The sequence below is a fragment of the Burkholderia pyrrocinia genome (assembly GCF_022809715.1).
Lineage (GTDB): Bacteria > Pseudomonadota > Gammaproteobacteria > Burkholderiales > Burkholderiaceae > Burkholderia > Burkholderia pyrrocinia_C.
In genome coordinates, this window is sequence record NZ_CP094460.1 from 2652035 (window position 1) to 2672590 (window position 20556).

General features: G+C 64.8%; 18 protein-coding genes. 14 read left to right on the forward strand and 4 right to left on the reverse strand.

Features of this window, described 5'->3' with window-relative positions; translation table 11 throughout:
* Nucleotides 1-27: 27 nt before the first annotated feature.
* Together MRS60_RS28770 and MRS60_RS28775 are read right to left on the reverse strand one after the other, a co-directional pair.
* Nucleotides 28-1722, reverse strand: coding sequence for a bacteriophage N4 adsorption protein A (locus MRS60_RS28770; RefSeq protein ID WP_131947807.1), 1695 nt, complete (start codon nt 1720-1722; stop codon nt 28-30).
* Nucleotides 1719-3677: a glycosyl transferase family protein gene (locus tag MRS60_RS28775; protein WP_243566840.1), complete on the reverse strand. Its 1959-nt coding sequence runs from the start codon at nt 3675-3677 to the stop codon at nt 1719-1721. Before MRS60_RS28775 ends, MRS60_RS28770 begins: the two co-directional genes overlap by 4 nt.
* A 953-nt stretch (nt 3678-4630) precedes the next feature.
* On the opposite strand from MRS60_RS28775, the gene MRS60_RS28780 reads away from it, so the two are divergent.
* The 6 genes from MRS60_RS28780 (at nt 4631) to MRS60_RS28805 (ending at nt 10014) form a co-directional block, all read left to right on the forward strand.
* On the forward strand, nt 4631-4936 hold the full coding sequence (locus MRS60_RS28780; RefSeq protein ID WP_243566073.1) for a hypothetical protein: 306 nt from the start codon (nt 4631-4633) through the stop codon (nt 4934-4936).
* Between the two features lie 12 nt (nt 4937-4948).
* On the forward strand, nt 4949-6592 hold the full coding sequence (locus MRS60_RS28785; protein ID WP_243566074.1) for a DUF2334 domain-containing protein: 1644 nt from the start codon (nt 4949-4951) through the stop codon (nt 6590-6592).
* A 106-nt stretch (nt 6593-6698) separates the two neighbouring features.
* A complete protein-coding gene (locus MRS60_RS28790) occupies nt 6699-7667 on the forward strand; it encodes a hypothetical protein (RefSeq protein WP_243566075.1) in 969 nt (322 codons plus the stop codon).
* Between the two features lie 249 nt (nt 7668-7916).
* Complete coding sequence (locus MRS60_RS28795; RefSeq protein ID WP_243566076.1) at nt 7917-9116, forward strand: PLP-dependent aminotransferase family protein; 1200 nt, start codon at nt 7917-7919, stop codon at nt 9114-9116.
* A gap of 12 nt (nt 9117-9128) precedes the next feature.
* Nucleotides 9129-9320, forward strand: coding sequence for a hypothetical protein (locus MRS60_RS28800; RefSeq protein ID WP_217588809.1), 192 nt, complete (start codon nt 9129-9131; stop codon nt 9318-9320).
* Between the two features lie 97 nt (nt 9321-9417).
* Nucleotides 9418-10014: a pyridoxamine 5'-phosphate oxidase family protein gene (locus tag MRS60_RS28805; protein ID WP_243566077.1), complete on the forward strand. Its 597-nt coding sequence runs from the start codon at nt 9418-9420 to the stop codon at nt 10012-10014.
* 16 nt (nt 10015-10030) lie between these two features.
* On the opposite strand, the gene gcvA is transcribed toward MRS60_RS28805, so the two are convergent.
* Entirely contained in the window at nt 10031-10924 is an 894-nt protein-coding gene (gene gcvA, locus MRS60_RS28810) for a transcriptional regulator GcvA (protein ID WP_243566078.1), read from the reverse strand.
* 135 nt (nt 10925-11059) lie between these two features.
* Here gcvA and MRS60_RS28815 point away from each other — a divergent pair, with 135 nt between their 5' ends.
* The gene (locus MRS60_RS28815) at nt 11060-11764 is read left to right on the forward strand and encodes an SDR family oxidoreductase (RefSeq protein WP_105389760.1); all 705 of its coding nucleotides are present in this window, start codon (nt 11060-11062) and stop codon (nt 11762-11764) included.
* A gap of 198 nt (nt 11765-11962) precedes the next feature.
* Nucleotides 11963-13240, forward strand: a complete 1278-nt coding sequence (locus MRS60_RS28820; RefSeq protein ID WP_034182008.1) for an epoxide hydrolase family protein — start codon at nt 11963-11965, stop codon at nt 13238-13240.
* Nucleotides 13241-13298: 58 nt separating this feature from the next.
* On the opposite strand, the gene MRS60_RS28825 is transcribed toward MRS60_RS28820, so the two are convergent.
* Nucleotides 13299-14684 carry a PLP-dependent aminotransferase family protein gene (locus tag MRS60_RS28825; RefSeq protein WP_243566079.1) on the reverse strand — a complete coding sequence of 462 codons (1386 nt, stop codon included), beginning with the start codon at nt 14682-14684 and terminating at the stop codon, nt 13299-13301.
* Nucleotides 14685-14847: 163 nt separating this feature from the next.
* Between MRS60_RS28825 and MRS60_RS28830 the strand changes: the two genes are divergently transcribed.
* From MRS60_RS28830 to MRS60_RS28855, 6 genes are all read left to right on the forward strand, one after another.
* Nucleotides 14848-16134, forward strand: a complete 1287-nt coding sequence (locus tag MRS60_RS28830; RefSeq protein WP_243566080.1) for a hydroxymethylglutaryl-CoA reductase, degradative — start codon at nt 14848-14850, stop codon at nt 16132-16134.
* Between the two features lie 91 nt (nt 16135-16225).
* On the forward strand, nt 16226-16723 hold the full coding sequence (locus tag MRS60_RS28835; protein WP_243566081.1) for a hypothetical protein: 498 nt from the start codon (nt 16226-16228) through the stop codon (nt 16721-16723).
* Nucleotides 16723-18102 (forward strand): tripartite tricarboxylate transporter permease, encoded by a 1380-nt coding sequence (locus tag MRS60_RS28840; RefSeq protein ID WP_105389756.1) that lies wholly within the window; start codon nt 16723-16725, stop codon nt 18100-18102. The genes MRS60_RS28835 and MRS60_RS28840 overlap by 1 nt, the downstream gene beginning before the upstream one ends.
* A gap of 258 nt (nt 18103-18360) precedes the next feature.
* The gene (locus MRS60_RS28845) at nt 18361-19404 is read left to right on the forward strand and encodes an alpha/beta fold hydrolase (protein WP_243566082.1); all 1044 of its coding nucleotides are present in this window, start codon (nt 18361-18363) and stop codon (nt 19402-19404) included.
* Nucleotides 19404-19940: a cytochrome P460 family protein gene (locus tag MRS60_RS28850; RefSeq protein WP_243566083.1), complete on the forward strand. Its 537-nt coding sequence runs from the start codon at nt 19404-19406 to the stop codon at nt 19938-19940. The genes MRS60_RS28845 and MRS60_RS28850 overlap by 1 nt, the downstream gene beginning before the upstream one ends.
* A gap of 279 nt (nt 19941-20219) precedes the next feature.
* Entirely contained in the window at nt 20220-20546 is a 327-nt protein-coding gene (locus tag MRS60_RS28855) for a DUF4148 domain-containing protein (protein ID WP_217588824.1), read from the forward strand.
* Nucleotides 20547-20556: the final 10 nt, after the last annotated feature.

The following is a 20556-nucleotide window of genomic DNA, read 5'->3' on the forward strand; positions in this document are numbered from 1 at the left end:
TCCGCGCGTAAGCGTCAGCGTCGCAGGTTAAAACCACAAAGTTGCGCGTACCACGAGACCACGTGCGCGTACCGCTGACGTCAACGCAAACCTGTATTGCACGGTGACATCCAGATAGCTTGCCGGCGCGCTATACCTGCCTTCGCGAAACCAGTACCGGAACTGGATGCCGGGCCCCACACCGATCGCCGTCTTGTCCGGCTGGCGGTTGTCGTGATCGCCGGCCACCGCGGCATGCGGATAGACGGTCAGCCGATCGCTGAGCGCCGTCAAACGCCAGGTGTGCCCGTAACGCAACTCCGAATAGATGATGTATCGGCCTGCCTTGATGAAGTACGCACCTTCGACATAGGCCTGCCAGCTACGCCAGCTCGGTTCGGTGACCCGCAGGTCGGTCCCCGCTTCCGACGAATAGCCCAGGCGCATCAGCCAGTCCGTCATCGACAGGCTGCCGACGTGGAACAGCCGCTCGGCGGTCATCACCACGTTCTGGTCGGGTATCGGCTTGTAGCGCACCCCCACCGAACCCTGCACGGTCGGCATGCCGGTCACGTTGCCGCTTCCGTCGTATGCCGTGCCGTATCCGCGCACGAAGAACTGGAGAATGCGTCCGTTCTGGTAGCCGATCTTCGGTGGCTGCCAGTACGCTTCGATACCCGGCTGCAACACGCTGATGGTGCCTTGCGGGCCGAACGCGGCCGACTGGTAGGGCGCGCTCAGCACGAAGCCCCAGGTGCGCTGAAGTTGCTCGACTTCTCGCCGATAGCCGAACTTGTGCTGCGCATCGAACTTGTGTTCGTTTTCATCGGCGTCGAGACTGTGCTCGAACAGCTCGACGGACTGCTCGTTCAAGCCGATACGCTTGGCGGCATAACCTGCGTCCGCGTAGTTCATCGCGTTGCCGGCTCCGCCGTCGAAACCCTCCTGGAACGCGTCGAGCGCCTCGCGATCCTTGTGTTCCCGCAGCAGGTCATAGGCCTGCTGCAACTTCTGTGTCGCGGTATCGTCCACCGGTATTTGCGGCGCCTGCTCGGGTTGCTGGGCCTGCGTCACGATCGACGCGGCCATCTTCCGCTCGGCGTCCGTCGTCGCGTCGCGGGCGGCAAGATCCGCCACGCGGATCGCGCTTTCGCGATCGCCCGACATCAAGCTCAACTGCGCGATACGCAACTGAACCGCGGCCGATTTTTCATCTGCCAGCGGCGCCAGTGCAATGCCGGCGTCATGCGGGCGATGCGCCGCGAGCGCACTGTCCGACCATGCGAGACGCAGGTTGCGCTGTTGCTCCTTGCTCCATTTTCCCGTCGCGACGGCGGCCGAGAAATCGCTGCACGCCACGTCGTAGCGCTGTTGCCGCTGCGCCAGGTAGCCATGCTCGGCCCGTACCGCGGCGCTTCTCGGAAAACGAACGCTTAGCGATTCCACCATGGCGTCCGCTTCGTCGATTTTTCCTTCACGCTTGAATACATCGAGGAGCAGCAACCCGAGCTGTTCGCTTCCGGGCTGAATCTTGATGGCGCGCTGTGCATACTCTTCCGCGCGGGGCAGGTCGCCGGCACTGATTGCCTTGTATGCGCCATCGGCGAGCCGATAAGCCTTGGGAGCGAGCGGCTGCGTGGCGTATGCGGGGGCCTGCCAGGCCAACGATACGGCGATCGCCAATGCGCTCAATCGCGCGCAGCGCGCGAGGCCAACCGCGATCGGGAGTCTGGAGCGTTTCATGCCTGTTCTCCCGACGGCTTTTGCATTGGAGAAACCTGCGACGTTGCATCGTCGCCGTCGCGTGCTCGCGCGAGTTCGACGAAGCGCGAGTGTCGGGCGAGTTCGGCCGCAATCTCCGTATCGCAGGCAATGAAATACGCAACGTTCGTCCTGGCGCCGCGCCGCACGACATCCTGTTCGTCTTGCGTGAGCGGCCGCCCGACCGCCACATTCAACGTTCCGTCGTCCGCGGTCGAAAACGGTACGGCCCGATACGTGTACTGCAGTTCGAATGCCAGCGAATCCGCGAAATGGCCGACCGCCACATTGCCGAGGCTTACCCGCGGGAGTTCCGCCTGTTCCGCGATCGCATCCGCCAGCGATTCGGTGGAGATCGCACTGCCTTCGATCAACAGTTCGCCGAGCCGCTTGCCGCATGTCAGCTGTCTCTCCAGGCTTGCCTGCAATTGCTCCAGTGAGACCACGCCCCAACCGACCAGGATCTCGCCAATCTTGCGGCGTACTTTTCCGAGCTGTTCGTTCGACAGGTAGGTATGGCTGGTCTTGTCCCATGCGATCGGCTTGCCGCTTGCGAGGTGGCCGAGATAGATGCGCCACGCGCGGCAAACCGCGTAGAAATTGATCAGGTTGTTGACGAACATCCGCGGAATCGAGAGCAGCCCCTGGACCGGACCGTTCAGCTTGCTGACAAAGTAGTAGCGCTGCCCGGCACGGGCAAACAGCATGACGGTGTTCACCCAGAGCAGCGGAACCATCCATTCGCTCGCCGTGACGAGCGGGGCGCTGACGGGGAAGGCATGACCGAATTTCTGAAGGGCGGCTATCGCCAGGAAATTGATCAGTACACCGTAAGCAATCACTGAAAAAAGTGAGGTGACGATACCCTTGCGGTCATGGAAGAACATGTAGCGGGTGAGGAAATCGCCCTTCCAGCCGAGTTGCTCCCACCCCTGAAAGGCGATGCCGAGGATCCAGCGCGCACGCTGTCGATATGCGGTGCGAAATGTCTTTGGAAAATACTCGCGGGTGGCCAGCAGGTTTCGATTGGCGGCACTGCCTTTTGCGCGCTTGGCCCCTGCATCCTGCGGGATATCCGAAAGCGGAAAGCGGGCAAAGGTTTCCTTCATGCCCAGGTCTCTCAACCGAAAGCTGAAGTCGTAGTCCTCGGTCAGCGAACTGGTGTTGAACGGGCAGCCGCCGCTCTCCTTCATCGCCGCTTCGATGGCGCGCCTGCTGTAGCAGGACGCAACACCCGCGCCGGGGACGACGCCGGTCAGACGGGCTCGCGCCGGTACGTCCTTCTGGTGCGTTTCGCTGAAGTCGTCCATATAGCATCCGGCCACGAACTCGTTCCATTTCCGCGGCAATGACAGAACGGGGAGCTGGACCAGGTCGCTATCCGCAACTGCATGGCTGAGGTACTTGAGTTCGATCGGATGGATGACATCTTCGCAGTCGTGCATGACGACGCCCGCGAACTGAATATGATGCGTTTCTTCGTAGCGCAGGATCGCTTCGATGATCCAGTTCAGGCAGTCCGCCTTGCAGGTCGGCCCATCGTTCATGACCGTTGCGCGCGTCACCCTGCCCGGATAACGGCGGACCATGCGCTCGACCTCCGCCGTGGTTTCGGCGTCGTTGTGATAGGTTCCGACGAAGATCACATACCGCTCGTATTCCATGGTCGCCAATGTGTTTTCAATCATTTTGGCAATCACGTCATACTCTTTCCACGCCGGCACCATGAGTGCCAGATAGCGCTCTTCCTCGGCGCGCAGCATGCCGATATCGATAGTCTGCGTTTTTTCGTGACGCAGAAACCGCCCGATTTCGAATGACCAATAGCAGGCGTCGAGCGTAAGGTCATCCAGTGTACTTACCAGGATGACGATCGCGGTAAAAATGGTGATAATGTTAAGTGCATATAAATATGCAATCCATATTGTGTTATCCATCATCTCCCCGCGATTTTGTCTTGTATGTGATTCTTCTCCCTCGCACCAACGCAAGACGAATATCTCTTCGCCCTCGTCGACCCCGTCACTCCCACTTCTCGGCTTGCGCCGCAAAAAATCCTGTCACTCGAAAAAGACTCCGTCAGCCTGGAGCTTTCTCGATGCGGCCACGTAGTATCGTTAAAGATGAAACGTGTTCAGTGGGTGACTTTTGAAAGTTGGTATTTGCCTTGCATACTTCCGTCTCCCGCCGGGATGGATCCTGCACCATTAATGCTTGCATCCACTCTCGATCCAGCTCCCCGCAGCGCTCCCTGCGCACCGTCGTTTCAGTCGTTTCAATACGCAGTTCATAAAGCAAGTCGCGCGCCATTGCCGCGCCGCCCTTGACCGTCCGGGCCTCTGCGGGGCGTCGCACAAGATCGACCCACCGAATCCGAGCCAAACGTTTCAATGCTGAAACACAAGGTCAATTGATCTGATGAAACGTAATCTGCAGACCTGCTGCCGCTCCCCGGCTGCCTCCGCCGGGAAATCGTCACGCGATTCCGGCGATCACCGGCCTCTCCGGTCGCCATGACATGTGTGAGCCGCGCGAGTCGATTACCGCGTTGCCGTGCGCGAAGCGTTGAGGGAACTGGTTTTCCCTGAATCGTCCGAACAGGCTTCACTTGTTTGTCAGATGACAGCCTCGAAAGCGGATACGTTGCACGCCTGAAACGTTTTTTCTAAACAATTTCGGGTTGCCATTGCGCGCCGATTTGGGTGCCTAGATCCCGTGCCCATTTGCGACCGATGGTACGTTTCTAGCTTGAAAGGAAAGCAATCCCGTCCTGTATTTTTGTCTGGCATCAAGCGCGCAGGAAAAAATAAAGACATAACGCCCTGATTATTAAATGGCACCAGCCGTGCTCGTTTCGTTAACGAGATGAATTTATTTTGCATATCAAAGGATGAAAATCATGATTTCTCATCGCAATCGATATTTTCAGAACGGACTGAGCACCGTTGGATCACTCGTCACATTAATCTCTGCGCTCGCCTTCGCCGTCTCTGTTCAGGATGCGAATGCGCAGGAGCAGGGCAATTCGTCTGCCGTAAAGATCAAGCCGCCTCCGTTACCCAACGGGTCCGCGCAGGTCAAGGTGAAGCCGGGTATGTCCGACGAGGAATGGGAGAAGGCATACAAGGAGACGGGGCGCCCCAAGTTCAACTTGAAGTCCGTCAAGAAAGCCGGTGGCAACGTGCAACGCGACTAGGGAGAAACGGCCATGAAAAAGATCTTGCTTGTCATAGCCCTGCTTGCCGGACTCGCGCAAATGACGTTGCCGAGCACGGCGCACGCGCAGGTCACCACGGCACGTACGCTCGTGCTATACGATAACCCGGCCAACGACCCGTATTCGAAGCTTGGCCTGATGTACAGCATCATGTTGAGGAACCTGCTTGGCCATTTCAACGCGACGGTCGATCTGGTGCCGATACAGAACTACACGTCCGGAATGGTCACGAATCACGACGTCACGTTCTACATCGGCGATTACTACAACAACCCGATTCCGACGGCGTTCATGAGCGACGTGATGACCACCACGAAGACCGTGGTCTGGTTCAAATACAACTTGTGGCAGCTTGCATGGAACACGGCCTACACCTTCAACCAGACCTTCGGGTTCAGCTTTCTCGGCATTGCCGGGTTGAACGCGCCGCCTTCGTCGAGCAATCCGAACCCCGGCTTCTACGACACGGTCACGTACAAGAACCTGCCGATGGTCAAGTACTACGCGTATGACGCGTCGACCGGTGCCATCAGTGCGGACCCGGATATCGGGCTGACCCAGATCGTCGATGCCACCAAGGCGCAGGCACTCGTCACCATCAAGAACAGCAAGAGCGGGGCGACCACGCCATACGTCATGCGCTCGGGCAAGTTCTGGTATTTCGCGGATATGCCGTTTTCCTACATCGGCCCGACGGATCGGTACCTGGTGATATGCGACATCCTGCACGACATCCTGCAGACCAATGCGCCGGTGAATCACCGTGCTCTCGTACGTCTGGAGGATCTCGACGCGTATACGACGACGAGTTCGATGAAAAGGCTCACGGACTACCTGTACTTCAAGAGGATTCCGTTCACGATGGCCACCATCCCCGTGTATACGGATCCGAACGGCTATTACACCGGCGGCGTGCCGGAGACGATCCATCTTGCGCAGGCAACGGGCCTCAAGAGTTCGCTGAACTACGCGGTCGCGCGCGGCGGTTCGATCGTGGTGCACGGCCTTACGCACCAGTACGATTCGACGCCGAACCTGCTCACCGCGGTCAGCGGCAGCGATTATGAGTTCTGGTATGCGGTCCAGAATCGTCCAGTCGATGAGGACTCCGTTCAATGGGCGGAAGGCAGAATGGCCGAGGGCATCCTCGAGTTCACGACCAACGGCTACAAGGTCGTCGGCTGGGCTGCGCCGCAGTACCAGATGTCGCCGTTGGCAGCCGCGGCCACCGCCCTCACGTTCCCGACGACGTTCCAGCGGGCCGTCTACTACACCGCGACCAAGCCGCAACTCGGAACGGGGGCGCCCAACCAGGACTTTTCGGCCGGGCAGTTCTTCCCGTACATCATCAACGCCGATTACTACGGGCAGCGGATCATCCCGGAGAACCTGGGCAGCATGCAGTACAACATCTGCAATATCGACCCGTTCTCGTGTATCACGTACACATGGCAGCAACTCGTTACCAATGCTCAATACGGTCTGGCGGTGCGGGACGGTTTCGCGTCCTTCTTCTTCCACCCGTACTGGCTTGAACCCGATCTCGGATTACCGGCCTTCCAGGACTTCCAGAGCCTGATCACCGGCATTACGAATCTCGGCTACAAGTGGGTAGACGGCACGACTGCCAAGTGAGGCAAGTGTGGTGGTAACCTCGTGCGATCCGCATCGGAAATGCGGGTCGCACGTTTGCGTTTGATCCGCTACGATGACGCGCGACAATGCTTGGGGGGAGCCAGCGATGACCACGTCCGCCATCCCGGCCGTGCGCAAAATTCAACAGCGTATGGGCCGGTTTCGACTGGCAGGCCGACCGCGTCGGCTCTCCAGCGCACCGCGTTCGCACCGCGCGGCGACGCTCGCGGCGATTGGCGCATCGTTCGTCGTGGCCGCATGCAGCTGGACGTCGCACGACGTTCACGCCGACGGAATCGTGTGGCAGGTGGACAACACGACGACGAATCCCGTCGGAAACTGGCAGATGCTCGGCGTACACGATCTGTTGATCCAATGGACCGTCGTGGACGATACCGCGTTCGTTGCCAACACCCGCATCCCTACCGCGGCGCGCCTTCCCGACTGGGAACGCATCGGTCGTGCGCCGTGGGCCAGAAACGTGATCCTGGGCCTGGCCGGCTACCAGGACGAAAAACGCGCGCGCACCCACCTGTCGACGCTCGCGGACCAGTCCGCGGAGGTGGCGCGCGTGCATCTGCCGCTGCATGTCACCGGCTACTACTTCCCGGTCGAAATCGATCCGACCTGGCAGGAGGCGCCCAAGCTTGCCGAGATTCTGCAGCGACTGCCTCGTCCGCTTTGGGTGAGCGTCTACGACCAGACCAACGTCGGCGGAAAAACGCTGGCGGACTGGCTCGCAACGTGGCTGCCCGCGGATGTCGGGGTGTTCTTCCAGGACGGCTGCGGCGTCTATGCCCGCGAGCCGCAGGTCGCTCGCACCTACCTCGACGAGCTGGCTTCACGCCTGGGCAAACGGCGCGTGCGGGTCATCGCCGAGGCCTTTCGGCCGGCCGAGCATGGCGGATTCCGTTCAGCCAGCGCCGAGGAATTGAGCAGGCAGCTCCAGGTTTATCGCGGCTATCCGGTCTATCTGTTCGATGGTCCCCACTATGTGTCGGACGACCTCATGCGCGAACTCAAAAACCGGACGGCCAAGCCGCACCCGGTCGGACCTGGCGGTACGGAGCGCTGAGCCTGCTTCACCCCGGTAAACAGCGGCGGGCAAGGGGCGCGCGCGCCGAAACAATCGGCCGGACTGGATCGCCGCGACAACCCCATTTGATGACCAAACCGCAAGACCTAGTGCATAGATATCGTTTGCCGCGGCCTTAATGACTATCGACAATCGTGGCTCGAATTCGCCGCCGTGGCGCCAGAAGCGCCCCGGCGGCAGGCACCTGGCGGCTATCCCGGCCGTCCGCGCCATCCTGCTCACGACGACATGTACGCGTTCACGCCCTCATTCCAGAATCCCGCCGGCTCGCCGATCCGCGAGTTGTTCAAGTACCTGTCCGAACCGGGCATGATTTCGTTCGCTGGCGGCTATCCGGCCAGCGACCTGTTCGACGTCGACGGCCTGAACAAGGCCGCCGAACGCGCATACGCGCAGCCCGTGCGCTGCCTGCAATACGGCCCGACCGACGGCCTCGCCGAACTGAAGCAGCAACTGATCGCGTTGATGGCGCGTCGCGGCGTCGCGTGCACGCCGGCCGAACTGCTCGTCACGACCGGCTCGCAGCAGGGCCTCGACCTGCTGCTGCGCGTGATGGTGTCGCCCGGCGACGTCGTGCTGACCGAACAGCCGGCTTACCCGGCAACGCTGCAGGCGCTGCGTCTGCAGCAGGCGCGCATCGTGACGATTCCGGTCGACGGCGAAGGCGTCGACGTCGATCGTCTCGGCGAACAACTCGCGTCCGGCGCGATCGCGCAGCCGAAACTGCTCTATACCGTCCCGACCTTCGCGAACCCGACGGGCGCGACGCTCACGCGCGAACGCCGGCTGAAGCTGCTGCGTCTCGCGGTGCAATACCGTTTCCTGATCGTCGAAGACGATCCGTACGGCGACCTGCGCTTCGCGGGCGAAGCCGTGCCGTCGATGCTCGCGCTCGCCGGCGAAGTGGACGGCGCGCGCGACTGGATCGTGCATTTCGCGAGCCTGTCGAAGATCGTCGCGCCCGGGCTGCGCGTGGGCTGGACGATCGCGCCGGCCGAAATCGCGCGGCGCTGCGTGATCGCGAAGCAGACGGTCGATCTGTGCAGCTCGCCATGGACGCAGGCGGCCGCCGCCGAATACCTGGCCGACGGCGCGCTCGAACGCCATCTGCCGCGCATCACGGCCGCGTACCAGCGCAAATGCGACGCGATGTGCGACGCGCTGCGCGACGGTTTCGGCGATGCGATCGAATTCCATCGCCCCGAAGGCGGGATGTTCGTGTGGGCGCGGATCGGCGCGGTGTCGTCGGACGTGCTGCTGCAACACGCAATTACAAACAAGATCGTGTTCGTACCCGGCAACGCGTTCTTCGCGGACAACGTCGACGCGGCATCGCTGCGCCTGTCGTTCGCCGCGCCGGACGTCGACGCGATCCGGGAAGGCGTCGCGCGCCTCGTGCGCGCGTATGGTGCGGCGCTGGCCGCGTGAGGAGACGTGAACGTGACTATCACCGTCAACGACACAATATCGATGGGCGCGGCGCCGGGTGCTGGCGATAACCGACCGGCAAAGCATCGCTCGTCGCAGATCAGTGCGGGACCGCAGTATGTGGCCGACGTGCTGGGCCGGTTCGGTGCGGAGCCGACGACCGATGCCGGCGATGCGGCGCCGGTCGTGCTCGGCTACAACTGAACGGCACGCAGGCGGCGGCCGCATCGCACGCGAGCCGTCACCGGAGCAAACGGTTAAGCTTGCGCGATCGAAACACGTGCGATCGCCGCTGCCCGTCATGTCCGACTCAACTTCCGAATCGCTCGCGCAAACGTACGACCGCCTGTGGTCCTGCCTCGAATCCGGCGTCGGCGTGCAGCGCTCGCCGTTCACGATGCTGCAGGCGGCCACGCTCGGCCTCGACGGCGCGCCGAAGGTGCGTACGATCGTGCTGCGCCAGGCGAGCCGCGCCGATCGCATGCTGTCGTTTCATACCGATGTGCGTTCGGAGAAGGTCGCGGAGCTGCGCCGCGATCCGCGTATCGCGATCGTCGCGAGCGATCTCGATGCGCTCGTGCAGATTCGCGCGGAAGGCGTTGCGTCGATCTGCGACGACGAAGCGCAGCGGCGCGCGATCTGGCAATCGAGCCGTCCGCATACGCTGCTGCTGTATCGCGCACCGTTGCCGCCCGGCACGCCGGTCGAGTCGCCTGAAGCAGCGCATGTCTCGGCGAGGCAAGACACCGCGCCTTCCGGCGACGGCTACGAAAATTTCTGCGTGATCCACATGACCGTCACGCGCATCGATTGGCTCGAACTCGCACGCGCGGGCCATCGCCGAGCGGTATTCGATCTGCAAGAAAGCGGCTGCGAAGGCCGCTGGATCGTCCCCTGATCCGGGCGATGGCCGCTCAAGGCCGCTCGTCCGCCACCGCCTGCCCGATCATCCAGTCGCGCATCATCACGATCGCATCGTCGTCGCGGCGCTCGGCCGGATACACGAGATAGAACCCCACCGACAGCGGAAACGCGAAATCGAACGGCTTGCACAGCCGGCCTGCCTCGATATCGCGCTCGACCAAGGGATCGGTTGCGAGCGCGATGCCCTGGCCGGCGACGGCCGCATCGATCGCGAGCGACGTCTGGTTGAAGCGCAGCCCCTTGTGCGGATCGATATCGACCGGCTCGGGCATCGCTTCGATGAACTCGGGCCACAGGTCGTGCGCATCGTGCAGCAGCACGTGGCCCGCGAGCGCACGCGGCGACGCGGGCGCGGCCAGCAGCGCGGGGCTGCACACGGCGCATACATCGAGCGGAAACAGCGCATGCGCGGCGAGATGCTTGCCGAACGGCGGCTTGCCGTAGCGGATCGCGAGATCGACGCCGTCGTGGCGGAACGTCGCGAGCTGCTGGTCGGCGATCACGCGCACGTCGTAGTCGGGATGCGCGTCGGTGAACCGCGCGAGCCGCGGGATCAGCCACTTCGACGCGAACGACGGCGTCGTGCTGATCGTCAGCGCCGCGCGCCGCTTCACGAGCTTGTCGGTTGCATCGGCGATCGCGTGCAGCGCGCGCTGCACGTCGGAGAAATACGCGGCGCCGTCGTGCGTCAGCGCGAGGCCGCGCGGCAGGCGCTCGAACAGCTTCAGGCCGAGCACGTCCTCGAGGTGGCGCACCTGTTGCGCGACCGCGCCTTGCGTGACGCCGATCTCGTCGGCCGCGGCGCGGAAATTGAGGTGCCGCGCGGACACTTCGAATGCACGAAGCGCATTCAGCGGCGGCAGGCGGGAAGGGCGGGGCGGCATTGTCAGGCTGTAGAAAAACTATCGTCTGGAGGCAGAAATACTGGTTCGACAGTCGTCTGCGATGCGCCTACATTACCACCATGGCGCGCCGAATGGCGGCTGCGCGGCGGCAGGTTTCGAGCGAGGGAGCAGATCGTGACTGTAGAAAAAGTGGCGTTGATCACGGCAGCGGGCAAGGGCATGGGCGCGGCGATCGCGCGCGAACTGGCGGCGACGGGTTACCGCGTCGCGCTGATGTCGCCGTCGGGCAGCGCGGTGGCGCTCGGCGAGGAGCTGGGCGGGTTCGGCATCCAGGGCTCGGTCACCGAAGAAGCCGATATCGACCGGCTCGTGCAGGAGACGGTCGCGCGCTACGGCCGGATCGACGCGGTCGTGAACAACACCGGGCATCCGCCGAAGGGCGAACTGCTGGAGATCACCGACGACAACTGGCACGCGGGGCTCGACCTGATCCTGCTGAACGTGGTGCGCGTGATGCGCCGCGTGACGCCGATTTTCCAGAAACAGGGCGGCGGCGCGGTGGTCAACATCTCGAGCTTCGCGGCGGACGCGCCCGAGCAGCCGATGCCGGTGTCGTCGGCGCTGCGTGCGGCGCTGAGCGCGTGGACGCGTCTTTACGCGGAACGCTACGCGGCCGAGAACATCCGGATGAACGCGGTGCTGCCGGGCTTCATCGACAGCTGGCCGGAAACGCCGGAGATCGTCGCGCGCATTCCGGCCGGCCGCTTCGGCAAGACCGGCGAGATCGCGAAGACGGTTGCGTTCCTGCTGTCCGACGGCGCGGGCTACATCACCGGGCAGAACATTCGCGTCGACGGTGCGATCGTCAACGCGCTCTGAGCGTCATGCGGGCGAGCGGCGGCGCGGGCCGCTCGCCGCGCCGCAAATACAAACGCGTACAAATCAGACAAATCACGGATACATCAGACCTTTCAAATGGGCGACGCCGCGTGACCGGGGCGCGCCGGATTGAAAGCCAGGGCGCGAGCGAGCGCGCGGCATGTTCACTTTCCACTTCACGAAAGGAGATGCCGAACGATGTCTTCCACACCGTTTTCCCCGATGCGTCGCCACCTGCTGGCCACTTCCGTGGCCGCCGGGGTATCGGCGATGCTACCCACCGCGCTGCATGCCGCGACCGGCGGCAGCGGCATACGCCCGTTCACCGCGCACATTCCCGATGAAGCCGTGGCCGACCTGCGCCGCCGCATTGCGGCGACGCGCTGGCCGGGCCGCGAGACCGTCGCCGACGAATCGCAGGGCGTGCGGCTCGCGCGCATGCAGGCGCTGCTGCGCTACTGGGGCACCGACTACGACTGGCGCAAGGGCGAAGCGCGCCTGAACGGTTTCCCGATGTTCATCACGGAAATCGACGGGCTCGATATTCATTTCATCCACGTGCGCTCACGGCACGCGAACGCGATGCCGATGATCATGACGCACGGCTGGCCCGGTTCGATCTTCGAGCTGCTGAAGGCGATCGGCCCGCTGACCGACCCGACCGCGCACGGCGCGAGCGCGGACGACGCGTTTCATGTGGTCGTGCCGTCGCTGCCGGGTTTCGGTTTTTCCGGCCGGCCGACGCAGACGGGATGGGGTTCCGACCACATCGCGCGCGCGTGGGGCGAGCTGATGGCGCGGCTCGGCTATACGCGCTTCGTGTCGCAGGGCGGCGACTGCGGCTCGGTGATCTCGCACCGGATGGCGATGCAGCGCGTGCAGGGCCTGGCCGGGATTCACGTGAACATGCCGGCGACGGTGCCGCCGGATATCGCGACGCTGCTCGCGACCGATTCGCCCGCGCCGGCTTCGCTGTCGCCGAAGGAGAAGGCTGCGTACGAGAAGCTCGCGACGTTCTATCGCGACAACTGCGGCTACTCGGCGATGATGGTCACGCGTCCGCAGACGGTCGGTTATGCGCTCGCCGATTCGCCGTCCGGTCAGGCCGCGTGGATGTACGACAAGATCTCGCAGTGGACGTACAGCGGCGGCGTGCCCGAACGCTCGATCCCGCGCGACGAGATTCTCGACGACATCTCGCTGTACTGGCTGACGAACACCGCGACGTCGGCCGCGCAGATCTACTGGGAGGATCACTCGAACAACTTCAATGCGGTGGATATTTCGCTGCCGGCCGCGATCACGGTGTTTCCGGGCGAGATCTACCAGGCGCCGCGCAGCTGGGCCGAGCGCAGCTATCACAACCTGATCTACTTCAACGAAGTCGACAAGGGCGGGCATTTCGCGGCATGGGAGGAGCCGGAATTGTTCGCACGCGAAGTGCGTGCCGGGTTCCGGCCGCTGCGTCGCGGGTAAGCGTGGGTTGAGCGGCGACCGCGGGTCGGTTGCACTTCGGCCCACGGTCGCTTCGTTTCTACGCAATCGCCTGCAACGCCTGCGCAAACCGCTTGTCCGCCAGATACGCGACGTTGAACCGGCAATACGCAGACGGACGATCGGCTTGCGGCGAGAACACGGCGCCCGGTGCGAGGATCACGCCGCGCTCCAGCATCGCCTGCGCGAGCTGCATCGAATCGGGCCAGCCGGGCAGCGCGGCCCACAGATACAGGCTCTGCTCGCACGGCCGGTAGACTTGCGCGCCGAGACGATCGAGCGCAGCGAGCGCAGTGCCGGTCGCACGCCGCAGCTTCTCCTGAAGATGATTCGTATGCCTGAGAAAGTGGCCGTCGCTGACGATCGCGTCGAGCGTGCGTTCGCAGTATTCGGAGCTGCTGACGTGGGTCAGCATCTTCACGTCGGCGAGATCGCTCGCGAGCGCCGCGTTGCACGCGAGGAAGCCGACGCGCAGCGCGGCCGACACCGATTTCGAGAAGCTGCCGATATAGATGGTCCGGCGCAGCTGGTCGAGCGTCGCAATGCGTGTGAGCGAGCGCGGCCGCAAGTCGGCCAGCGCGTCGTCCTCGACGACGATCAGGTCGTGCGCGTCGGCGAGCTGCAGGATGCGGTGCGCCTTGGCCGCGCTCGTATCGGTCGCGGTCGGGTTGTGGCCGACCGACTGCGTGAAGAACAGCTTCGGCCGGTACGCGGCGATGTGTTCGGCCAGCTTCGCGACGTCGGGGCCGTCGATCTCGCGCGGCACGCCGACGATGTTCGCGCCGCTCAGCTTCAGCTTGCCGAACAGCGGGTAGTAGCCGGGATCGTCGACGAGCACGGTGTCGCCGGGGCGCACGAAGTAGCGCAGCACGAGGTCCATCGCCTGGTTCGCGCCGTGCGTGAGCACGATCTGCGCGGGCGGTGCCTCGATTTCGTAGCCGGCGAGCTTCTGCTGCAGCGACTGGCGCAGCGGCAGGTAGCCGAAGCGGCTGCCGTAGCGGAACAGCGATGCGGCACTCGTGCGCATGATGCGCTGCTGGTACTGGTTCAGCCGGGTTTCCTCGAGCCACTCGATCGGCGGAAACCCTTCGCCGAGATTGAGCACATCGGGCTTCACGTGCAATTGCTCGCGCATCAGCCACACGATGTCCATCGCGCGGTCGAGCGAACTCGGCTCGTCGACCTCGGGCGTGGCCGCCGCGCGCCGCGTGACGAAGAAGCCCGAGCCGCGGCGCGGCTCGATCAGGCCGTCGGCCGCGAGCATCTCGAACGCGCTGATCACGGTGTTCTTCGAACAGCCGGACGCCTCGGCGTATTCCCTGATCGAAGGCAGCTTCGCGCCGGCCGGCAACACGCCTTCCTCGATCTGTCTGGCGAGATTGTCCGCCATCGCGCCAGACAGGCTGGCTTTCGCACGCTGTTTCATCGCAATGTTCCGTCGGGCCGGCCCACTGTCATGGGTACGGATAGGTGGCTGTCTGCTTCGTCTGTACCTTTTCAATGGGTACGGCGTGACTATTATTCGGCTATCCGCTGCCTGCCGCAAGCGCGGACGGAGACACAGCGCCACCCCCAAACAGAACGACATCATGCCCATCGATTCCGCCTTGCCGAACTTCCGCTCGCTCACGCCCGAGCAACGCCTGTCCCACCTGTCCCGTACCGTCGGGCTCGACGATGTCGAGCACGCGCTGCTCGCGAAGCCCGGCGCACTGCCGCTCGATACGGCGAACGGGATGATCGAGAACGTGATCGGCACGTTCGAGCTGCCGATGGCGGTGGCCGGCTACTTCCGGATCAACGGCCGCGACGTGATCGTGCCGATGGCCGTCGAGGAGCCGTCGATCGTTGCGGCCGCATCGTATATGGCGAAGCTTTCCCGCGCGGCCGGCGGCTTCCGCACGTCGAGCAGCGGGCCGCTGATGCGCGCACAGGTACAGGTGATCGGCGTCGGCGACCCGTACGGCGCGCGGCTCGCGATCCTGCGGCACGCGGCCGAGCTGATCGAACTCGCGAACAGCCGCGACAAGGTGCTCGTCGGCCTCGGCGGCGGCTGCCGCGACATCGAGGTCCACGTGTTCCCCGATACGCCGCGCGGCGCGATGGTGGTCGCTCACCTGATCGTCGACGTACGCGACGCAATGGGCGCGAATACGGTCAACACGATGGCCGAAACCGTCGCGACGCGCATCGAGGCGATTACCGGCGGCCAGGTACGGTTGCGGATACTGTCCAACCTCGCGGATCTGCGGCTGGCACGCGCGGAGGTACGGTACGCGGCCGACACGCTCGCGACCGACGACTATCCGGGCGAGGCGGTGATCGATCGCGTGATCGATGCGTACGTGTTCGCGGCGACCGACCCGTACCGCGCGGCGACGCACAACAAGGGCATCATGAACGGCATCGATCCGGTCGTGGTCGCGACCGGCAACGACTGGCGCGCGGTCGAAGCCGGCGCGCACGCGTACGCGAGCCGCAGCGGCCGCTATACGTCGCTGACGACGTGGGAGAAGGCCGCCAACGGCGACCTCGTCGGCACGATCGAGATGCCGATGCCGGTGGGGCTCGTCGGCGGCGCGACGAAGACGCATCCGCTCGCGCGTCTCGCGCTGAAGATCATGAGCGTGACCTCCGCGCAGGAACTCGGCGAAATTGCGGTTGCGGTCGGGCTTGCGCAGAATCTCGGTGCGCTGCGCGCGCTCGCGACCGAAGGCATCCAGCGCGGCCACATGGCGCTGCATGCACGGAACATCGCCGTTGCGGCCGGCGCGACCGGTGCGGAGATCGACCGGGTCGCGCAGCAGATGGTCGCGGCGAAAGACGTGCGCGCGGATTTCGCGGTCGAGCTGCTGGCGGGCCGCAGCGGCGGCTGATGCGGCTGAAGCGCGGTACGCGCGCCGTATGTGGCGTGCGTGGCGTGCCGCGCCGGCGCGGCCGGCGACATATCAATCAAGGAGGAGACACATGGAACAGACCGGTTCAAGCGCCGTCGCACCCGCGCCGCATCGCGTGCGGCCGTTCGCGGGCGCCGATGCGTCGGCCGCGACGCTCGTCGAGGTGTGGGGCGACACCGTAGCCACGAAGCACCTCGCGTGGTCGGTCCTGCTCGGCATCTCGATCAGCCTCGGCGCGTTCGAGATCGGCCGGCTCGTGCTCGCGTCGTTCGTGCACGACGCGGCGATCGCGCGGGCATACGCGATGCTGATCGGCCTCGGCGGCTGCCTGCTGGCGGGCGCGATCTGCGCGGTGCTGTTCAAGCCGAAGCGCACGGTGATCGAACATGCGGCGGGCGGCGCCGAACGCGACGAAGCGCTCCGGCAGCTTGCCGAAGCATCGGGCGGGCTCGGGTCGGCGAGCGACCTGTCGGCCAGCGCGCGCGCCGAGATGGAGGAGGTCGGCCTGCTCGACCTGTTTGCGTCATACGATGCGTCGCCCGATCGCGCACGCGCGGGAGGTCGCTGATGGATGCGCTGCTGCATGCATTGCCGGCCGCGTTCGCGATGGGGCTGCTCGGCGCGATCGTGTTCTCCGGCATCGGGCTGATTTCCGGTACCGACGAAACGACGACGATCGCGCCGCTCACGCTGCTCGTCGCGCTGCTCGGCGTGCCGCCCGCCGGCGTGTTCACGTTCTTCCTCGCGGGCGCGGTGGCCAAGCACATCACGCATTCGATCCCGACCGCGCTGCTCGGCATTCCCGGCGACACGATGGCCGCGCCGCTGCTGCAGCAGGCAACGCTGCTGCGCGCGCTCGGCGTGCCGCACATCGCGCTGCGCAAGATGATCTCCGGCGCGATCGTCGCCGCGTTCGTCGCGCTGCCGCTCGCCGTGCTGTTCGCGTCGCTGCTCGCGCCGTTCGGCGCGGCGATCGCGAAGGCCGCGCCGTGGGTGTTCCTCGCGGCGGCCGTCGGCATCGCGTATTTCTCCGCCGGGCGCTGGGCGTCGGTGCTGCTGCTGGTGCCGTTCGTGATGCTGGTGGTCGGGCTGCAGGCGCTGACGGGCCATTACGGCGTGAAGCTGAGCGTCAGCTACTTCCTCGGGATCGCGATCGGGCCGCTGGTTGCCGACCTGTTCTCGATCCTGTCGCCGGCCGAGCGGCGGCGCATGCGGCGCGACGGGCCGTCGACGTTCGTGCTCGCGCCCGACGTGAAAAGCTGGCGCGGCTATTTCCCGAATCCGCTGAAGGTGCTCGACCGCGAGCAGGTCGCGTGGACGGTCGGGACGGCCGCGGTGTCGAGCGCGACGTTCGTGTTCAGCCCGGTCGCGATGACGGTGCTGATGGGCGAGATCGTCGGCGCGCGCGTGCGTCATGCGTACCAGCGCCTGACGACCGTGATCGCCGCGCGTAACGGCGTGACCGAGGCGACCTACATCGCCGAGGCGCTGATCCCGCTGATCGCGTTCGGTTTGCCGCTGAGCCCGGTCGCGGCCGGCCCGGCCGCGCCGTTGTTCAATGCGCCGCCGCGCTTCACGGTCGACGCGGCGAGCGGGCAGATCCACAACCTCCATACGCTGATGAGCTGGCCCGAGTTCCTCGGCTACGGGCTGCTGTCGATCCTGCTGGCCGCGCTGATCGCGTATCCGCTCGCGATGCACCACGCGCACCGCGCGGCATCGTTCGTCGCGAGAAAGCTGAGCCACGAAGCGATCATCGCGACCTTCGCGGGGTTGATCGTCGTGATCGGCGTATGGGAAGGGCAGTTGCTGGGGCTCGCCGTGATCGTGACGATCGGCCTGTTCGGCGGGATGCTGTCGCGCCTGTTCGCGTTCAACACGGGCGTGCAGTTCATGGGGTACTACGTCGCGGTGCTCAGCGTGCCCGCGATCGCCAAGCTGTTCTGACCCACCGGCGCACGGGGGCCGCGTGTGCCGCGCGGCCCGCCGAAAGCGTCGTTTCTCGGGCGATTTTTGAATCGCTGTGTGTCGTGTTCGCACACAGATACGTTGGGATACAAAGCCTCCGGATGGTTCGGATATAAAACCGGTGAAGCGATTCACACGGCTGCGCGGTGTCATGCGCTGCCGCTGCGAACGGCGATACCGGAGTGCCCGCACGTGCCGCGGGCCCCTTCCTTAGCGATCGACAATGGAGAACGAGTCATGCCTGATACCGTGAACACCCGCCGCCGCCTGATCCTGGGTACGGCGCTTGCGGGCCTGAGCCTCGCCGACCTCGGGTTCGGCAACCTGGCGCGCGCGCAGTCGACGCCCGATGCACCGGCTGCGAAGCGCGCGGCCGGCGTTGCGTCGCTGGGCACGATCCACCAGATCGACGCGGGCGTGCTCAACGTCGGGTATGCGGACCTCGGGCCGAAGAAGGGCCCCGTCGTGTTCCTGCTGCACGGCTGGCCGTACGACATCTACAGCTATGCGGAAGTCGCGCCGCTGCTGGTTGCGGCCGGCTATCGCGTGATCGTGCCGTACCTGCGCGGCTACGGGTCGACGACGTTCCGCTCGGCCGACACGGTGCGCAACGGCCAGCAGGCGGTGACGGCCGTCGACATCGTCGCGTTGATGGATGCGCTGAAGATCGACCGCGCGGTGTTCGGCGGTTACGACTGGGGCGCGCGCACGGCCGACGTCATCGCGGCGCTGTGGCCGCAGCGCGTGAAGGCGTTGGTGTCGGTGAGCGGCTACCTGATCGGCAGCCAGGAGGCGAACCGCAAGCCATTGCCGCCGCAGGCGGAACTGCAGTGGTGGTATCAGTTCTATTTCACGACCGAGCGCGGCGAGCTCGGTTACGCGGCGAACCGCGATGCGTTCAACAAGCTGATCTGGCAGCTCGCGTCCCCGAAGTGGCAGTTCTCCGACGAAACCTATGCGCGCACGGCCGCATCGTTCCAGAACCCCGATCACGTGGCCGTCGTGATCCACAACTATCGCTGGCGCCTCGGGCTCGCGAAGGGTGAGGCGCAATACGACGACATCGAGCGGCGTCTCGCCGCCGGGCCCGCGATCACCGTGCCGACGATCACGATGGAAGGCGACGCGAACGGTGCGCCGCATCCGGACCCGGCCGCGTACGCGAAGAGATTCACGGGCAAGTACCAGCACCGGACGATCAACGGCGGCATCGGCCACAACCTGCCGCAGGAAGCGCCGCAGGCGTTTGCCGACGCGATCCTGCAAGTGGAGCATCTGTGATGACGGCACGCAGTGGCATCCTGCGTCGCGGCACGGGCCGCGCGCTCGTCGCGGGCGCGTTGCTGGCCGGCTCGCTGTCGGCCAGCGGCCCGGCCGCGTTCGCGGAACAGCCGAAACCGGCCGCGTCGCCGATCTACGGCGTGACGATCCCGCCCGGCTACCGGAAGTGGGAAATGGTCGCGCCGGCCGAAGAGGCCGCGCCGCTCGACGAGCTGCGCGTGGTGCTCGGCAACCCCGTCGCGATCCGTGCGCTCGAACAGGCGACGCTGCCGTTTCCGGACGGCACGATCCTCGTGAAGCTCGCATACAAGCGCAAGCAGTCCGACGAGTTCGCGTCGGCGACGGTGCCGGGCAAGGCGACGACGGTGCAGGTGATGGTGAAGGACTCGCGTCGTTATGCGTCGACGGGCGGCTGGGGCTTCGGGCGCTTCATCAACGGCGTGCCGGCCGATATCGGTCAGCATCAGACGTGCTTCGCGTGTCACCAGGCGCTTGTGAAGAATCATGACTACGTGTTCACGCGGCTTGCGCCGTGACGTGACACGAAGCGACGGGTTTGACGAAAAGGCGTGCCGCGAGGCACGCCTTTTCTCGTGGTGCGTGTGTGTCGGCGAGCACTTTTTCGGCAGGCGGGTTTGTATCGCACTGTATCTGCGGCCGTTCCGGAAAAACTGGCATGCAGAAAGCACCGGTTTCGGAAACATGCCGGATACGTGGGCGGGTTCTACTGTCGACATGCAGGAAGCGTTCGATGCCAGACGTTTGCATCGGATGCCAAGTGATCGACACCCCAACTTCCGTCCAGGAGAACACTCATGAAAGCCGCCCGAATCCTCGCTGTTGCCGTCCTCGCCGCCATCCCCGCATTGTCGTTCGCCGATACCGGCCACGGCCTGACGCGTGCCGACGTGCGCGCCGAACTCATCCGGCTGGAACAAGCCGGCTACAACCCGGCCCGCAGCGATCCGCATTACCCGGAAGATGTCGCCGCCGCGCTGCAGGTCGCGCGTTCCGACCAGAACGGCCCGTCGAAGTCGCAGGACGACAACATGGCCGATGCGTCGACGCCCGCCAGCCATCGCGACGCGGCACCGGCGCGCGCCGCGCGGAACGCGGCCGACGACCTGTACGCACATTCGTGATCCGTTGCCG

Coding starts and splice junctions, on each gene's coding strand:
- MRS60_RS28770 (WP_131947807.1), bottom strand. CDS start 1,722: ATGAAACGCTCCAGACTCCCGATCGCGGTTGGCCTCGCGCGCTGCGCG.
- MRS60_RS28840 (WP_105389756.1), top strand. CDS start 16,723: ATGGATGCGCTGCTGCATGCATTGCCGGCCGCGTTCGCGATGGGGCTG.
- MRS60_RS28855 (WP_217588824.1), top strand. CDS start 20,220: ATGAAAGCCGCCCGAATCCTCGCTGTTGCCGTCCTCGCCGCCATCCCC.
- MRS60_RS28820 (WP_034182008.1), top strand. CDS start 11,963: ATGTCTTCCACACCGTTTTCCCCGATGCGTCGCCACCTGCTGGCCACT.
- MRS60_RS28845 (WP_243566082.1), top strand. CDS start 18,361: ATGCCTGATACCGTGAACACCCGCCGCCGCCTGATCCTGGGTACGGCG.
- MRS60_RS28850 (WP_243566083.1), top strand. CDS start 19,404: ATGACGGCACGCAGTGGCATCCTGCGTCGCGGCACGGGCCGCGCGCTC.
- MRS60_RS28775 (WP_243566840.1), bottom strand. CDS start 3,677: ATGGATAACACAATATGGATTGCATATTTATATGCACTTAACATTATC.
- MRS60_RS28785 (WP_243566074.1), top strand. CDS start 4,949: ATGAAAAAGATCTTGCTTGTCATAGCCCTGCTTGCCGGACTCGCGCAA.
- MRS60_RS28830 (WP_243566080.1), top strand. CDS start 14,848: ATGCCCATCGATTCCGCCTTGCCGAACTTCCGCTCGCTCACGCCCGAG.
- gcvA (WP_243566078.1), bottom strand. CDS start 10,924: ATGCCGCCCCGCCCTTCCCGCCTGCCGCCGCTGAATGCGCTTCGTGCA.
- MRS60_RS28795 (WP_243566076.1), top strand. CDS start 7,917: ATGTACGCGTTCACGCCCTCATTCCAGAATCCCGCCGGCTCGCCGATC.
- MRS60_RS28825 (WP_243566079.1), bottom strand. CDS start 14,684: ATGAAACAGCGTGCGAAAGCCAGCCTGTCTGGCGCGATGGCGGACAAT.
- MRS60_RS28835 (WP_243566081.1), top strand. CDS start 16,226: ATGGAACAGACCGGTTCAAGCGCCGTCGCACCCGCGCCGCATCGCGTG.
- MRS60_RS28780 (WP_243566073.1), top strand. CDS start 4,631: ATGAAAATCATGATTTCTCATCGCAATCGATATTTTCAGAACGGACTG.
- MRS60_RS28805 (WP_243566077.1), top strand. CDS start 9,418: ATGTCCGACTCAACTTCCGAATCGCTCGCGCAAACGTACGACCGCCTG.
- MRS60_RS28790 (WP_243566075.1), top strand. CDS start 6,699: ATGACCACGTCCGCCATCCCGGCCGTGCGCAAAATTCAACAGCGTATG.